This window comes from Novosphingobium aureum (genome assembly GCF_015865035.1).
Classification (GTDB): Bacteria; Pseudomonadota; Alphaproteobacteria; order Sphingomonadales; family Sphingomonadaceae; genus Novosphingobium; species Novosphingobium aureum.
In genome coordinates, this window is record NZ_JADZGI010000001.1 from 1,762,660 (window position 1) to 1,777,886 (window position 15,227).

14 protein-coding genes and 1 tRNA gene are annotated in these 15,227 nt (G+C 65.6%); 12 read left to right on the top strand and 3 right to left on the bottom strand.

Features of this window, described 5'->3' with window-relative positions:
- Positions 1–34 precede the first annotated feature (34 nt).
- Positions 35–628, top strand: a complete 594-nt coding sequence (gene pgsA, locus I5E68_RS08375; protein WP_197162864.1) for a CDP-diacylglycerol--glycerol-3-phosphate 3-phosphatidyltransferase — start codon at positions 35–37, stop codon at positions 626–628.
- 137 nt (positions 629–765) lie between these two features.
- The gene (locus tag I5E68_RS08380) at positions 766–1,977 is read left to right on the top strand and encodes an MFS transporter (RefSeq protein ID WP_228726889.1); all 1,212 of its coding nucleotides are present in this window, start codon (positions 766–768) and stop codon (positions 1,975–1,977) included.
- Positions 1,978–1,987: 10 nt separating this feature from the next.
- Here I5E68_RS08380 and I5E68_RS08385 read toward each other — a convergent pair whose 3' ends face one another.
- The 3 genes from I5E68_RS08385 to I5E68_RS08395 form a co-directional block, all read right to left on the bottom strand.
- A complete protein-coding gene (locus I5E68_RS08385; protein ID WP_197162866.1) occupies positions 1,988–2,884 on the bottom strand; it encodes a hydrogen peroxide-inducible genes activator in 897 nt (298 codons plus the stop codon).
- Positions 2,881–4,134 (bottom strand): ribonuclease D, encoded by a 1,254-nt coding sequence (gene rnd, locus I5E68_RS08390; RefSeq protein WP_197162868.1) that lies wholly within the window; start codon positions 4,132–4,134, stop codon positions 2,881–2,883. Before rnd ends, I5E68_RS08385 begins: the two co-directional genes overlap by 4 nt.
- 103 nt (positions 4,135–4,237) lie before the next feature.
- Entirely contained in the window at positions 4,238–5,467 is a 1,230-nt protein-coding gene (locus I5E68_RS08395) for a hypothetical protein (protein ID WP_197162870.1), read from the bottom strand.
- A gap of 201 nt (positions 5,468–5,668) precedes the next feature.
- Here I5E68_RS08395 and aspS point away from each other — a divergent pair, with 201 nt between their 5' ends.
- From aspS to I5E68_RS20360, 10 genes are all read left to right on the top strand, one after another.
- Positions 5,669–7,462: an aspartate--tRNA ligase gene (gene aspS / locus I5E68_RS08400; RefSeq protein ID WP_197162871.1), complete on the top strand. Its 1,794-nt coding sequence runs from the start codon at positions 5,669–5,671 to the stop codon at positions 7,460–7,462.
- Between the two features lie 182 nt (positions 7,463–7,644).
- Positions 7,645–8,775, top strand: a complete 1,131-nt coding sequence (locus tag I5E68_RS08405; RefSeq protein WP_197162872.1) for an acyltransferase family protein — start codon at positions 7,645–7,647, stop codon at positions 8,773–8,775.
- 235 nt (positions 8,776–9,010) lie between these two features.
- Entirely contained in the window at positions 9,011–9,247 is a 237-nt protein-coding gene (locus tag I5E68_RS08410; protein WP_028657713.1) for an acyl carrier protein, read from the top strand.
- Between the two features lie 122 nt (positions 9,248–9,369).
- The gene (fabF, locus tag I5E68_RS08415; protein ID WP_197162873.1) at positions 9,370–10,629 is read left to right on the top strand and encodes a beta-ketoacyl-ACP synthase II; all 1,260 of its coding nucleotides are present in this window, start codon (positions 9,370–9,372) and stop codon (positions 10,627–10,629) included.
- Between the two features lie 28 nt (positions 10,630–10,657).
- Positions 10,658–11,632 carry an endolytic transglycosylase MltG gene (gene mltG / locus I5E68_RS08420; protein ID WP_197162874.1) on the top strand — a complete coding sequence of 325 codons (975 nt, stop codon included), beginning with the start codon at positions 10,658–10,660 and terminating at the stop codon, positions 11,630–11,632.
- Positions 11,633–11,714: 82 nt separating this feature from the next.
- Positions 11,715–12,266 carry a 2'-5' RNA ligase family protein gene (locus tag I5E68_RS08425; RefSeq protein WP_197162875.1) on the top strand — a complete coding sequence of 184 codons (552 nt, stop codon included), beginning with the start codon at positions 11,715–11,717 and terminating at the stop codon, positions 12,264–12,266.
- Positions 12,267–12,378: 112 nt separating this feature from the next.
- A tRNA-Met gene (locus I5E68_RS08430) sits at positions 12,379–12,455 on the top strand.
- A 327-nt stretch (positions 12,456–12,782) separates the two neighbouring features.
- Positions 12,783–13,499, top strand: coding sequence for a polysaccharide deacetylase WbmS family protein (locus I5E68_RS08435; protein ID WP_228726890.1), 717 nt, complete (start codon positions 12,783–12,785; stop codon positions 13,497–13,499).
- A gap of 21 nt (positions 13,500–13,520) precedes the next feature.
- The gene (locus I5E68_RS08440; RefSeq protein ID WP_197162878.1) at positions 13,521–14,408 is read left to right on the top strand and encodes a DapH/DapD/GlmU-related protein; all 888 of its coding nucleotides are present in this window, start codon (positions 13,521–13,523) and stop codon (positions 14,406–14,408) included.
- A complete protein-coding gene (locus I5E68_RS20360) occupies positions 14,405–15,145 on the top strand; it encodes an acyltransferase (RefSeq protein ID WP_197162881.1) in 741 nt (246 codons plus the stop codon). The genes I5E68_RS08440 and I5E68_RS20360 overlap by 4 nt, the downstream gene beginning before the upstream one ends.
- Positions 15,146–15,227 lie beyond the last annotated feature (82 nt).

Genomic DNA, 15,227 nt, shown 5'->3' on the forward strand with positions numbered 1-15,227 from the left:
TTCCGACCCGTCTTCGCGGCTATGGGCAAGGCACATGCTGACCTTGCCGAACATCCTCACCCTTTCGCGAATTTTCACGGTACCGCTTCTGGCGTTCCTGCTGTGGTGGCCGAACTGGGAGTTCGGCTATGGACTGGCCTTCGGTCTCTACTGCCTGATGGGGATCACCGACTACTTCGACGGGTACCTCGCGCGCTCGAGTGGAACTGTCTCGAAACTTGGCATTTTCCTCGATCCGATTGCCGACAAGATCATGGTCGCGGCGGTGATCCTGGTGCTCACCGCGCAGGGTATCCTCCGCGGGCCCTACGTAGGCGACATGCACGTTATCGCCGGTCTGATCATTCTCGTGCGCGAGATCGCGGTCTCGGGCCTGCGCGAATTCCTTGGGCCGTTGCGAGTCTCGATCCCCGTCTCCAAGCTCGCCAAGTGGAAGACCACCTTCCAGATGGTCTCGCTCGGTGCCCTGATCCTCGGGCGGGCGATGCCCTGGTGGAACACGCCCTTCGGCGCGATCGAGATCAACATCCCGCACACGGTCGGCCTGACCACGCTGTGGGCTGCGGCGGTTCTCACGCTGATCACCGGCTGGGACTACCTTCGCGTCGGCCTCAAGCACATGGACTGAGCGCGCCGCGCTGCGTCTTTGGACCTGCGGTGATGCACGGTGCGCGCATTTGCTTGCGCTCGTTGCATTCGTGGCATGAGCCTTGCGCGACTATCTGCAGGAAAAGGCCTTGAACCGGCCTCGTTAGTGAAGCCGTGATGGAGACGATCATCAGCAGCGCCGCAACCCGCCAAGCCTCTCCACCTGCCGCGGACCTTCTCGGGCGCGGGGTGGTCATGGCGATGGCCGTTGCGGCAGGGCTCACCGTCGCCAACATCTACTACAACCAGCCGATGCTCGAGCGCATGCACGCCGACGTTGCGGGCGAGCTGGTGACTTACGTCCCGACCGCGACGCAGATCGGCTACGCGATCGGCCTGCTGTTTCTCGTGCCGCTGGGCGATCTCGTCGAGCGGCGCGGTCTCATCGTCGCGCAGTGTCTGGGCCTCGCGGTGGCGCTTGCCGCGGTCGCGCTGGCACCGACCGGCGCGCTGATCGTAGCGGCCTCGCTGCTGGTCGGGCTGATGGGCGCGGTGGCGCAGCAGATCATTCCGCTCGCCGCGAACCTGGCGCCGCCCGACAAGCGCGGGGGGATCGTCGGCACGGTCATGGCCGGGCTGCTTTGCGGCATCCTGCTCAGCCGCACGGTCGCGGGTGTCGTCGCCGAGCACTGGGGCTGGCGCGCGATGTTCTGGCTGGCGGTGCCGTTGGCGCTGCTCACCGCCTTGCTCGCAGCGCTCAGGCTGCCGCGCAGTGCGCCCGAGCGGACCGGGCACAGCTACATGGGCCTGCTGCGCTCGCTGCGGGGGTTGTGGCGCGAGTTTCCGCAATTGCGCATCGCCACCTGGATACAGTCGTGCCAGTTCGCGGCCTTCTCGGTGTTCTGGACGGTGCTTTCGCTCCGGCTCGAGGCGCGTTTCGAGCTGGGTCCTCAGGTCGCGGGACTGTTCGGCGTGCTCGGCGTCGTCGGCGTGCTCGCGGCGCCCATCGCGGGGCGCGTCGCCGATGCCGGGGGACCGCGCCGCGTGGTAGCCGCCGCCGCGGTGGTCACTCTTGCGTCGTGGGTGGTCTTCGGCCTGTGGGCTTCGATTGCCGGACTGGTGGTCGGCGTGCTGCTGCTCGACTTCGCGGTGCAGGGCAGTCAGGTCTCGAACCAGAGCATCATCTACGCGCTGCGCCCCGAGGCACGCTCGCGCATCAACACCGTCTACATGACCAGCATGTTCGTCGCCGGAGGCCTCGCCTCGGCAGGCGCGACCGCGGCATGGCACCTCTACGGTTGGACCGGGGTCAGCGCGCTGGGTCTCGCGGTGAGCCTTGCCGGACTTGCCCTGCAGCCGCTCAGCCTGCGCTCCGCGCGCAGGCTCTAGGCCAAGGGGCCTAGCCCGCGCGCAGTTCGTCGGCGAGCATGCGGAATTCGTCCGAGCGCGGCGAGTTCTTGCGCCAGACCAGCGCGATCTCGCGGTTGGCGTTGGGCGAGATCAGCGGGCGTGCGACGACGTTGGTACCGTTGAGGATGCCCGCATCGAGCGCCATTTCGGGCAGCATGGTCAGGCCAAGGCCATTGTCGACCATCTGCACCAGCGTGTGCAGCGAGGTGCCGATCATCGTCGCCGAGGCGCGCAGTTCGGAGCGGTTGCAGGCGGCCAGCGCGTGGTCCTTGAGGCAGTGCCCGTCCTCGAGCAGGAGCAGGCGGTGCTCGTCGATGATGTCGGGCCCGACTTCGGCGGGGGGATCGCGCGGATCGTCAGCGGGGAAGGCGACGAAGAAGGCGTCGAGCTCGATCGTCTCCTTCTCCACTTCGCCGGTCGCGTAGGGCAGGGCGAGCAGGACGCAGTCGGCGCGGCCGTGGTGCAGCGATTCGATCGCGTGCTGGCTGGGCTCCTCGCGCAGGAACAGCTTGAGGTTGGGCCGCTCGCGGCGCAGGCGCGGCAGCATGCGCGGAAGCAGGAACGGGGCGATCGTCGGGATCACGCTCATGCGCACTTCGCCCGAGAGCGGCTTGCCGCTCGACTGGACGAGGTCGGAGAGTTCCTCGGTCTCGCGCAGGATGCGGTGCGCCTTTTCCACCACGGCATTGCCGAGCGGGGTGAAGCGCACCGCGCGCTTGGTGCGTTCGACCAGCGTCACGTCGAGCAGCGTCTCAAGGTCGCGAAGACCCGCCGAGAGGGTCGACTGCGAGACGAAGCAGGCCTCGGCGGCGCGCCCGAAATGGCCGTGCTCGTGCAGCGCGACGAGGTATTGCAGCTGCTTGAGCGTCGGCTGGTAGATCGTCATGCGGTGGTTTCGGCGCCGTCGTCCGAACCGACAGCCGCGCTGTCGTCGAGTTCCGCCGGGGTATCGGCGAAGACGTCGCTGTCGGCGCTGACCCGGGTCATCTTGAGGCGGCCATTCTCGACCGCGAAGGCAAGCCGACCCTCGACCAGTTCGAGTGCGTCCTTGCCGAAGATCTCGAAGCGCCAGCCCTCGAGGATCGGCAGGTCGCGGCGCACGCCCGCGGCGAGCTGTTCGAGTTCGTCGCTGCGGGTGAGCAGGCGCGCGGCGACGTCGATTTCGCGCGCACGGATCTTGAGCAGCAGCTTGAGCAGGTCGGCGACGAGCGCGCCTTCCTTGCCGAGCGGTGCGCCGCGGTGGTTGCGCGGCGGCATCTCGTCGTCGGGCAACGGGGCGGACTTGGCGATGGTCGCCATCAGGCGCTTGCCGATGTCATTGTCGCGCCACCCTTGCGAGAGGCCGCGCACCTTGGCGAGGTCGGCCTGGGCCTTGGGCGGATGGCTGGCGATGTCGGCGATGGTCTCGTCGCGCGCGATGCGCCCGCGCGGGATGTTCTTGCCCTGCGCCTCGAGCTCGCGCCACTCGGCAATCGCCTTCAGGCGGCCAAGCACTGCCGGATTGCGGCCCGCCGCCTTGATCCGGCGCCATGCGAGAGTCGGATCGTTGCGGTAGTTCTCGGGATCGGCGAGTTTTTCCATTTCCTGGTTGAGCCAGGCGCCGCGGTCCGTCTTGATCAGCCGCTTGAGGATCTTGGGGAAGATCTTGGAGAGATGGGTGACGTCGCCGATCGCGTATTCGATCTGGCGTTCGGTTAGCGGACGACGCGACCAGTCGGTGAAGCGCGCACCCTTGTCGATGGTCAGGCCGAGCCACGCCTCGACTAGATTGGAGTAACCGATCTGCTCGCTCTGGCTGATCGCCATCATCGCGATCTGCGTGTCGAAGATCGGATGGGGCGTGCGGCCGGTGGCGTTGAAGATGATTTCGACGTCCTGCCCGCCCGCGTGGAAGACCTTGAGGACCTCCTCGTTATTGGTGAGCAGCTCGTAGAGCGGGGTGAGGTCGATGCCCGGCGCCAGCGGGTCGATCGCCGCGGCTTCCTCGGTATTGGCGATCTGCACGAGGCACAGTTCGGGCCAATAGGTGTTCTCTCGCATGAACTCGGTGTCGACGGCGACGAATTCGGATTGCGCGAGACGGGCGCACAGGGACTCGAGGTCCTCGGTCTTTGTGATCAGGGGATGAATAAGCATTTGCACGCTGCGTTACGCGCAAGCGGAGCGCGGATCAACGCCCGAGCGCACCGTTTGCGGGATCAAGTGTACGATTCGAGACCGTTTCCGCGCCGAAATGGTTTCACGCGGGCTGAAAGCGCGCCTTGAGCCGTTGCAGCAATGTTCTCGGACGGCTCGCCTCGAGCTCCTCGATATCGTCCTGCGAGACCAGGCGGCGGCGCAGCTGGGTGCCGGTGGTGTGGATGTCGGGCGGGGGCAGGTGCCAGCTCTCCGGATCGTCGGCGGGGTCTGCGAAGACTTCGTCCAGTCCCTTGCGTGGCACATCGAGAACGGTCGCGACGCTCTCGCTGGCGGGCTCTTCTTCGCCGATGTCGGTCTGCTCTTGCGCGAAGTCGTCGAGCGTTTCTCCGGGCGCGCGGAAGAAGGCGACTTCGTGGCCGTTCGCGTGGTCGCTATCATCGGCCTGCACGGCGGTATCGTGCAGCTCGAGGGTATCGCTCTGGCTGTCGAGGGAAGTCTCGGGCAGTTCCTCGTCGCATTCTTTGCGCCGCAGCTCGTCGCTCGCACCGAACGACGGCATCATCGCGCCGTGGCTCTTGGGTCCGGATTGCCCCGCGACGATGGCATGGCTGTCCTTGCAGCAGGCCTCGACCGGGGCCCGCAGCGCGGGTTCGACCTCGCGCGCGCCCACCAGGATCGCGAGACCGCCGGGCATTGATTCGCTCGTCAGCGGATACTGCAGGGCCTTGTCGCGTACGGCGATGTGAAGCAGCGTGCACAAGTAGGCGCCCGCGACGAGTGCGACGTGTTCGCCGGTGGCTTGCGCGTCCTCGTCGAGTTGCGATGCGTAGCGTGCATCGCCTTTGCCGCTCAGGGCGCGAATGGCGTTGAAGAGCGGTTCGAGGCCTGACACCGAGACGATTTCGCCGTCGATGTCGGCGCGTTCGCTCTGCCAGGCGGTGCCATTGGCGTCGTAGCCGTCGAGAAGTCCCGCGCGGTCGCATTCGGAGAAGGGCCAGGCGGTGTCGAAGTAGAAGCTGGTCTCGATGGCGGGTTCGACCGCGGCCATCGGTGTGGGCACCAGGTCGAAGGCGATTGCCGTCACCGGCTCGCCGCAGTCGTCGAGCTGGGAGATTTCCTCTTCGAGCCGGTCCCAGCCGACAAGGTCGATCGTGCTCGGGTCGAGGTCGAGGACGCTGGCGGGCAGGGGGCGCCCATCGCCGCAATGTTCTGCCAGCCGGGCACGGATCTGCTCCAGTGCGGTATCGGCATCGCCGTCGCGCAGCATGGTTTCGACGGCCTCGAGAAATTGCGTGTCATCGGGCCTTGCGGCCGTGGCATCTGCCAGCATGTGTCCCTCCTAGCACCCGTTCTCGGGGACTAGTCGCGATTGGTTTACGTAGAGTTACGGCGCAGGTTTAACCCGGCCGTTAAGGTTTTCCTGCGGGGATGGACGCGAGCCGCGTGCAATCGGTGGCTGGAAATCGCGGCCACACTCGACTAGGGGACGCGGCCATATCCAGTTTTCCTGACAAAGAAGCACCGATCCGCCATGACTCATCCCTATCGTTCCCACACCTGCGGCGCTCTCAAGGCAGCCGAGGTCGGCCAGACGGTCCGTCTCTCGGGCTGGGTCCATCGCAAGCGCGACCATGGCGGCGTCCTGTTCGTCGACCTGCGCGATCACTACGGCATGACCCAGGTCGTCGCCGATAGCGACAGCCCCGGGCTCGAACTGCTCGATTCGCTGCGACTTGAATCGGTCGTGACCATCGAGGGCTCGGTCAAGGCGCGCACCGAGGCGACGGTGAACCCGAACCTCGCGACCGGCGAGATCGAGGTCTATGCCCGTTCGGCCACCGTCCTTGCCAAGGCCGAGGAACTGCCGATGCCGGTTGCCGGCGAGCAGGAGTACCCCGAGGACATCCGCCTCAAGTACCGCTTCCTCGACCTGCGCCGCGACACGCTGCATTCCAACATCGTCAAGCGCACGAAGATCATCTCGGACATGCGCCGCAAGATGGAGGACATCGGCTTCACCGAGTACGCGACGCCGATCCTGACCGCCTCGAGCCCCGAGGGCGCGCGCGACTTCCTCGTGCCCAGCCGCATCCATGCGGGCAAGTTCTACGCGCTGCCGCAGGCGCCCCAGCAGTACAAGCAGCTGCTGATGGTCGCCGGTTTCGACCGCTACTTCCAGATCGCGCCCTGCTTCCGCGACGAGGACCCGCGCGCCGACCGTCTGCCCGGCGAGTTCTACCAGCTCGACCTCGAGATGAGCTTCGTCACCCAGGAAGAGATCTGGGAGACGATGGAGCCGGTCATCCAGAGCGTCTTCGCCGATTTCGCCGATGGCAAGCCGGTGACGCCCGCAGGCGAGTTTCGCCGCATCCCGCACGCCCAGGCTATGCTCGACTACGGTTCGGACAAGCCTGACCTGCGCAACCCGCTGATCATCAAGGACGTGACCGAGCACTTCGTCGAGTCGGGCTTCGGCATCTTTGCGGGCATCGTCGCCAATGGCGGCAAGATCCGTGCGATCCCGGCTCCCGGCGCTGGCGCGGGCAGCCGCAAGTTCTTCGACGAGATGAACAACTGGGCGCGCGGCGAGGGCTTCTCGGGCCTTGGCTACATCAACATCAAGGACGGCGCTCCGGGCGGTCCGATTGCCAAGAACCACGGCGAGGAAAAGACCGCGGCGTTGATCGAGGCGCTTGGCCTTGGCCCCAACGACGGCGTGTTCTTCGCCGCGGGCAAGGAAGAGCAGGCGGCCAAGCTGGCAGGTCTCGCGCGCATCCGCGTCGGCGAGCAGCTCGACCTCATCGACAAGGACCGCTTCGAGCTGGCGTGGATCGTCGACTTCCCGTTCTACGAGTGGGACGAGGACAACAAGAAGGTCGACTTCGCGCACAATCCCTTCTCGATGCCGCAGGGCGGCATGGAAGCGCTGACCGGGCAGGACCCGCTCACCATCAAGGCCTACCAGTACGACCTGGTGTGCAACGGCTTCGAGATCGCCTCGGGCTCGATCCGTAACCAGAGCCCCGAGCTCATGGTCAAGGCCTTCGAAATGGTTGGTCTCTCGCAGGCCGACGTCGAGGAGCGCTTCGGCGGCCTCTACCGCGCATTCCAGTACGGCGCCCCGCCGCACGGTGGCATGGCCGCCGGTGTCGATCGCATCGTGATGCTGCTGTGCGGTGCGCACAACCTGCGTGAAGTGGCGCTGTTCCCGATGAACCAGCGTGCAGAAGACTTGCTGATGTCTGCGCCGAGCCCGGCAGAAGCACGACAGCTGCGTGAACTGCACTTGCGCGTTGTTGAGCCTCCCAAGCAGGGCGGCCAATAACGGGCAGGTTGAACAGTAATGGGACAGTATAACGAAGTTTAATCTATTGCCTGCTTCTTCTGGCTGTGTGCAAATGTGGCCAGAGGAAGCGGGTCGGTCCGCCTCCTTGCAATTGCTTGGAGGTGTGCTTGGATCAGTGCATTTCTGCGAAGCCGGTTGCGGGGCGCATCGATGCCGTTCGCATGGAATCGCTTGATGGGCTTCGTGGAATTGCCGCGATCGCGGTCTTGCTCCACCATGTCCGCCTGACGCCAACCGGATTTATCTGGGGCTACCTCGCGGTAGACTTCTTCTTCCTTCTCAGCGGATACGTGATCGGGACCGTCTACGAGGCCCGTTTCCAGGCCGGGCTCGGCGTGAGGGCGTACATGCTCCAGCGGCTGGAGCGGCTCTATCCGATGATCATCATCGGTGGCCTGCTCGGTTTGCTTTGCTGGTCGATTGCGGTGCCGACCGGGTATTTCGGGATCGAGAGTGACGTCGGCTGGTTCGCGGTCCTCGTGTCTTTCTTCCTGCTCGTGCCGTTTACCGCCTCGCGTACGGCATACGTCCACAATCCTGCGCAGTGGTCGATCATGTTCGAGCTATGCGCCAACCTGTTTCACGCGATCTTCCATCGCTGGCTGAAAACCTGGCTGCTCGCCGTCATCGTGGGTGGCAGTTTCATCGCACTGCTGGTGATCGCGGACAGGCACTGGGTGATCAACTACGGCTGGGGTGTCGACAATGTGCACCTGGGGTTGCCGCGCGTCGTGTTCAGCTATTTTCTGGGCGTCTTGCTCTTCCGTCTCGAAAAGCACTGGATCGCGCGCGTCCCGGTATTGCCCGCATGGTTGCCGGCGCTCTTGCTTTTCTGCCTGCTTGGACAGCCATCGACCACGATTTCCCAACTGTTCAATCACTATCGCGATCCCCTGATCGTCGGCCTGGCCTTTCCCGCCTTGCTGATGCTGGGGAGGGTCTCGACCGGCTTTGGCAGGGCTTCACGCGCCTTGGGCGCCTTGTCCTATCCCCTCTACCTCGTGCAGGGCGGCATGCTCACGCTTGGCGAGCATCTGCTCGCGCGCGTGCAGATCGGCTCGGGCGTGGCCTTTTATGCCGTGTTGCTCGCAGGCGGCGCGATCATCGTCGGCCTATCCTACCTGCTGGGCATCTATGTCGACGAGCCGCTCAACGTCTGGCGGCGCAAGGCGCGCAGGCGCCGGATGCCTGCCGCTGCTCCTAGTGCCGGACCTGAACCAGAATCCGAGCTCGAACCCGCGCTCGTACCTGTTCCTGCGCCGGTCCTGTCGGGACAGGCCGTCCCGGGCTGAGCGCAAGGCCGGGCGATCTTGCGGTGCAGCATCGTGATCGCGATGGCGTTGTGCGCAGGATCGTTCATTAAAGCGCGTTTTTCCGGGGTTCGTGGGGGATTGCCCCTTGCAATGCCCGCGGACTTGGGACAAGTGCGAGGCCCATGCTTGTGGCGGCACTTGCCTGCCAGCGCCCTTCGCACTAGGGCGACAAGCGACAAGATTAATCCTCCGCTTTCTGAAGGGGTCTATACAAATGAGCGATACCGCCGATCGGGTTAAGAAGATCGTCGTCGAGCACCTCGGCGTCGAAGCCGACAAGGTCACCGAAGATGCAAGCTTCATCGACGATCTGGGCGCAGACTCGCTCGACATCGTCGAGCTGGTCATGGCCTTCGAGGAAGAGTTCGGCGTCGAGATCCCCGACGACGCGGCTGAGAAGATCAGCACCGTCTCGGACGCGATCAAGTACATCGACGAGAACAAGGGCTGATCCGGGCCTCCCGCGGGCCTTCGCAGGCAGCCACCGGTTGCCCGCGAAGGTGCGGGAGCAGGATTGAAATTGACAGGCTCGACCTCTAAGGGGGCGGGCCTGTTGCCGTTTCGGAGAACATAATGCGTCGTGTCGTCGTAACCGGACTTGGTCTCGTCACCCCGCTGGGCGGAGACGTGGAAACGACCTGGAAGAACATCCTCGCCAGCAAGAGCGGGGCAGGGCCGATCACAAAGTTCGATGCCTCGGATCAGAAGTGCCAGATCGCCTGCGAGGTCAAGCCCGCCGATCACGAGTACGGTTTCGATGCCGGCAAGCGCGTCGACCACAAGATCCAGCGCCAGGTCGATCCCTTCATCGTCTTCGGCATCGATGCCGCAGGACAGGCGCTCGAGGATGCCGGGCTCGTCGACATGGACGAGGCCACCAAGCTGCGCGCGGGCTGTTCGATCGGCTCGGGCATCGGCGGGTTGCCGGGCATCGAGAGCGAATCGCTGGTGCTGGCAGAACGTGGCCCGGGCCGCGTCTCGCCGCACTTCGTCCATGGTCGTCTGATCAACCTGATCTCGGGTCAGGTCTCGATCAAGTACGGCCTCAAGGGGCCGAACCATGCGGTCGTCACTGCCTGCTCGACCGGCGCCCACTCGATCGGCGACGCTGCGCGCATGATCAAGGACGACGATGCTGACATCATGCTGGCGGGCGGCGCGGAAAGCACCATCTGCCCGATCGGCATCGCCGGTTTCGCACAGGCACGCGCGCTCAACTGCACCTTCAACGATCGCCCCGAAGAGGCGAGCCGTCCCTACGATGCAGATCGTGACGGCTTCGTCATGGGCGAGGGCGCGGGCGTCCTCGTGCTCGAGGAATACGAGCACGCCAAGGCGCGCGGCGCGAAGATCTACGCCGAAGTCGTCGGCTACGGCCTTTCTGGCGATGCCTACCACGTCACCGCTCCCGATCCGGAGATGGACGGTGCCTATCGCTCGATGGCGGCCGCCCTCAAGAAGGCAGGCATGACGCCGGCGGACATCGACTACATCAATGCCCACGGCACCTCGACCATGGCCGACACCATCGAGCTGGGCGCCGTGCGCCGTCTGTTCGGCGAGGCCATGGACGGCGTTTCGATGAGCTCGACCAAGTCGGCTATCGGCCACCTTCTGGGTGGTGCGGGCGCTGTCGAATCGATCTTCTGCATCCTCGCGATGCGCGACCAGATCGTTCCGCCGACGCTCAACCTCGACAATCCTTCCGAGGGTTGCGAGGGCGTCGACCTCGTGCCCAAGGTCGCGCGCAAGCGCGAGGTGCGCGCGGTGCTCAACAACAGCTTCGGATTCGGCGGCACCAATGCCAGCCTGATCATGAAGAAGGTCGACTGACCAGGTCCCCGACCGGGTCCGGCTCGCGATGATGACTCGCCGCGCCTATGCGATCGTTCTGGCCCTGGCGCTTGCGCTGGGGCTGGCTCTCTGGAGTTTTCTGGGCGGCTGGTACGGTTCCGGCCCGCTCGAGAAGGAGACTAGCTTCGTCGTGCCGAGCGGCGCCAGCCTGAGCGCTGTCGCCGAGCGGCTCGAGGAAAAGGGGCTGGTGCGCTCGGCCGGCGGCTTCTCGCTGCGCGCGCGCATCTTCGCGGGCGGGCGTACGATCAAGGCGGGCGAGTTCGCGATTCCCGCCCACGCGAGCCCCTCGCAGGTTCTCTCGATCATCACCAGCGACGATGTCATCCGCCGCTTCGTGACCATCCCCGAGGGCATGCCCTCGATCATGGTGCTCGAGCGGCTGGAGGCCAACAAGGAGCTGACCGGCAAGGTCGCCGTGCCCGAGGAAGGCTCGGTCCTGCCCGACAGCTATGCCTACCAGAAGGGCGATGCGCGCGAGGAAGTGCTGCGCCGCATGCAGGCGGCGATGAGCCGCACGCTCAAGGAGCTGTGGGCCGAGCGCGGCAAGGACCTCGTCGTCAAGACGCCCGAGGAAGCGCTGATCCTCGCCTCGATCGTCGAGAAGGAGACCGGCAAGAGCGAGGAGCGTACCGTCGTCGCCGGGCTCTACTCGAACCGCCTCAAGCAGGGCATGCTGCTGCAGGCCGATCCGACGATCATCTACCCGATCACGAAGGGCAAGCCGCTCGGCAGGCGCATCCGCCAGTCCGAGATCCAGGCGGTCAACGATTACAACACCTACACCATGGTCGGCCTGCCCGCGCACCCGATCTGTAATCCGGGCCGCGCCTCGATCGAGGCCGTGCTGCACCCGGCCAAGACCGATGCGCTCTACATGGTCGCCGATGGCACGGGCGGCCACGTCTTTGCCGCGAGCCTCGAAAAGCACAACGAGAACGTGAAGAAGTGGTTCGCGATCCGCCGGGAGCGCGGCGAGATCTGACGCGTTGCCTTTCGGTGGCTCTACGGTGTGAGCCGGTATGAGGCCGCGTTAGCTCGGGGCTAACGAGGAGTTCCAGCGTACGATGGCCAACCTGCCCGGACACGAACTGGCCCCGACCCGCAAGCCGGGCGCGCCGCTGATCGTCACCGCGCAGCTTCCGCCCGATGTCTTCGCCTGGGCCGATGGTCTGCGCCGCGCGCATTTCCCGCCCGAACGAAACCGGCTCCACGCCCACGTCACGCTGTTCCATGCGCTGCCGCCCTCGGTCGAGGACGAACTGGTGCGCCTGCTCAAGGACCTCGCCGCCGCGCCGCCGCCCGAGGCAGTGGTCGAGCGATTGATGAACCTTGGCAGCGGAACCGCGCTTGCCATCCGCAGCGAAGCGATGGTCGCGCTCCACGCCGAGATCGCCGAGCGCATGCACGGGCTTCTCAGCAGCCAGGATGCCCAGCCGCTGCGCCTTCACGTCACCATCCAGAACAAGGTCACCGCCAGCGAGGCGAGGGCGCTGAGGGCCGAACTAGAGCCGCAATTCCACCCCCGCCGCTTCCGCTTCGCGGGCTTCGAACTGCACGCCTACGAGGACGGATTGTGGCGTCCCTTGCGCGAGATGAAATTTCGCGGTCGCGGATGATTTTTCCCTATTGACCGAACCCGATCCCCCCCCTAGAGGACGCGGCCTGCGCTGCACATGCGGCGCACCACATCGGGCCGGACAGTCTCTCGAGGCACCCCGGCGATGGTATGGCGGAGTAGCTCAGCCGGTTAGAGCAGCGGAATCATAATCCGCGTGTCGGGGGTTCGAGTCCCTCCTCCGCTACCACCAAGAAGACCCCCGAAGCCTCAGGCTTGCGGGGGTTTTTCTTTGTTTGCTGCGGATGTGGGATTGCCCAACGCTCAGGACATGGTGTCCGCTGGAAGCGAGCGTGAACGATTGGCATCGCTGAAATAGGTCCGGAACGGCGCCAGATGTGCTCGGCAATTGGGGGAGCGTGCCTAGACTGGGCGCCGACGGCATTTGTATCGATGCCGCGCAAGCTGGCTCGGGCCGGGCCTGGCTGTCCGGTCGCGAGCGGGACCGGCATGTGGGCTGGCGCGAGGTCCGCGGGGCAGGGATGAGAGCAGCATCGCAGGGAGCATTGGGCGGGCTATGGCGAGGCACAGGTTCGTCCTGACCGGAGACGTCGATTGGGCCTCCGAATATTGTCTCGATGCCTATGTCCGGCACATGGCGCGCTGCGGCATCGTGCCGACCTTGTTCGTGACGCATCGTTCCGCGGTGCTCGAGGGTGCGGCTGCGGCGGGTAAGGTGCAGCTTGGCATCCATCCCAATTTCGGGCCGGGCAGCAGCCACGGGCACACGGTCGACGAGGTGCTCGACCATGTGCTTGCGCTCGTCCCAGAGCCGGTGGCGTCCCGCAGCCATTGCTATGTCGATTCCAGCGCAATTGCCGCTGCTCTTGCGCGGCGCGGGGTCACGCTCGACAGCAACCTGTGTTGCCACCTCCAGCAAGGCTTGCCTGCGCTTCGGCACTGGAACGGGGTGCTGCGCCTTCCGGTCTTTTTCGAAGATGATGTCCACTGGACCACAGGCGGGCACTGGAACTTCGCCGAATATCGTGAGCTCTTTGCGAGCCCGGGGGTCAAGGTTCTGAACTTCCATCCCTTTATCTGGGCGCTGAATGTGCCTGACGGGCAGTTCTACGCGGCGCAGCGCAACCGTATCCCCACTCTTGCCGCGCACGAGGCGCAGGCCTTGCGTCATCGCGGTGCCGGGGCGGCGACTTTTCTCGATACGGTGATCGACTGGGTGCGGCGCTCGGGCGGGGAATTCGTGACGCTGGCCCAATTGTGCCGGACATTGTGACCGGGGAAGGGATAGGGACGGGTGCTGCTGACACAAGTGCTGGAGGGTTTGCCCGCGCGGGTCCTGCGCGATGGTGCGGTGACGGGATTCGGCCCGCTTTCCATGAACCGCGAGGGCTTGCTGCACTACTTCGCAGACCCGCGCTTCACCGATCAGTTGCAGCGGCTGGCCGGTCACGGTGCGGTGCTGACGACCAAGGACCTTGCTGCGCTGGTCCCGCAAGGTTTCGCGCTGGCCCTGTGCGAGGATCCGCGCGAGCTGTTCCTCGCTGCCTACCTGCGCCACGGAGCCAGCCTCGAGCTGTCCGGCCCGGTTCCCAATGCGATCGCCTCGTCGGCCTCTATCCACCCGCTTGCGGTCATCGCCGAGCATGGGGTGACGATCGGGGAGCGGGTCTCGATAGGTGCCAACGCGGTCATTCACGAGAGGGTCTCGATCGAGGACGATGCCGTGATCGGTGCCAATAGCGTGATCGGGGGCGAGGGCTTCGAGGTGGGCATGCTGGCGGGGCGGCAGCGTCTCGTACCCCACTACGGAAGCGTCCTGATCAGGCGCGGCGCGGTTATCCAGTGCAATGTCTCGGTCGACCGGGGGCTCTATGGGGGCGTCACCGAGATCGGAGAGGACAGCGTGATCGACAACCTCGTCCATGTTGCGCACAACGTGCGGATCGGGCGCAATTGCCAGGTGATTGCCCATGCCATGATCGGCGGATCGACGCAGATCGGGGACGGCGCGCGGATCGGTCCCAACGCGACTGTCTCGAACGGTCTGAACATCGGGAACAGCGCGCGTATAACGCTCGGAGCGGTGGTGACCCGCGATGTCGAGGATGGGGGCCATGTCAGCGGCAACTTCGCCATTGCCCACGCGCGCTTCCTCGACAACCTGCGGGCCTTGCGCAGGTGAGCGCGCCTTCGCCTTCGTCTTCGCCCCTCGACGCTCTTGCCGGCCTGCTCGGTCTCGATCGCGCAGCGCTCGAAGCGGCCGTGTCCGGTTTGGCCGGTGCGCGCGACGACGAGCGCTTGTCGGCTCTCCTGCCGCTGATCGCCGCTGGCGCGTGCCGGAGCGAGGGCGCGGAAGGTGGCGAGAACCGGGACGCGGGCAAGGATGGTTTAGCCAGTGATGCGCAATTGCGCGCACAGATCCTGCGCTATCACGCCAGCGTGCTGATGACCGATCGGGAAAGAGCCGAGTTTTTCGGCCTTCCCCAAGGCTGCCGCATCCGCGAGCGTGCCAAGATCCTCGCGCCGGAAAAGCTGGTCCTCGGGCGCAACGTGTGGATTGGCGAAGGTGCCGTGCTCGATGCGCAGGGCGGGCTGAGCATAGGAGATGGCGCGCAGATCGGGCTTGGCGTGATGGTCTGGAGCCATAGCAGCCATCTGCAGGCGATCCGCGGCGAGACCGGGCGCACGCGTGACAGCATCGTCTACCGTGAGACCCGGATCGGACGCGACTGCTTCATTGCCGGCCCCTCGGTGATAGCGGCGGGTGTCACCATCGGTGACGGTGCGATGGTCTCGCCACTGACTTTCGTCGATCGCGATGTCGCGCCGGGCGAGCGGGTCAGCGCGCCCCGCTCGCTGGCCCGCCTCGAGGCGCGGCTGGAGGCGCTCGAACGGCGGCTGGGCAACCCAGGTGAATGACGGGCGATGGCATCGCGCCAGCGGGGCGGGTGCAGGGTCTGCCTAAGGGTAAGAATCCGGCGCCGTGCGACGATCTCTCTCG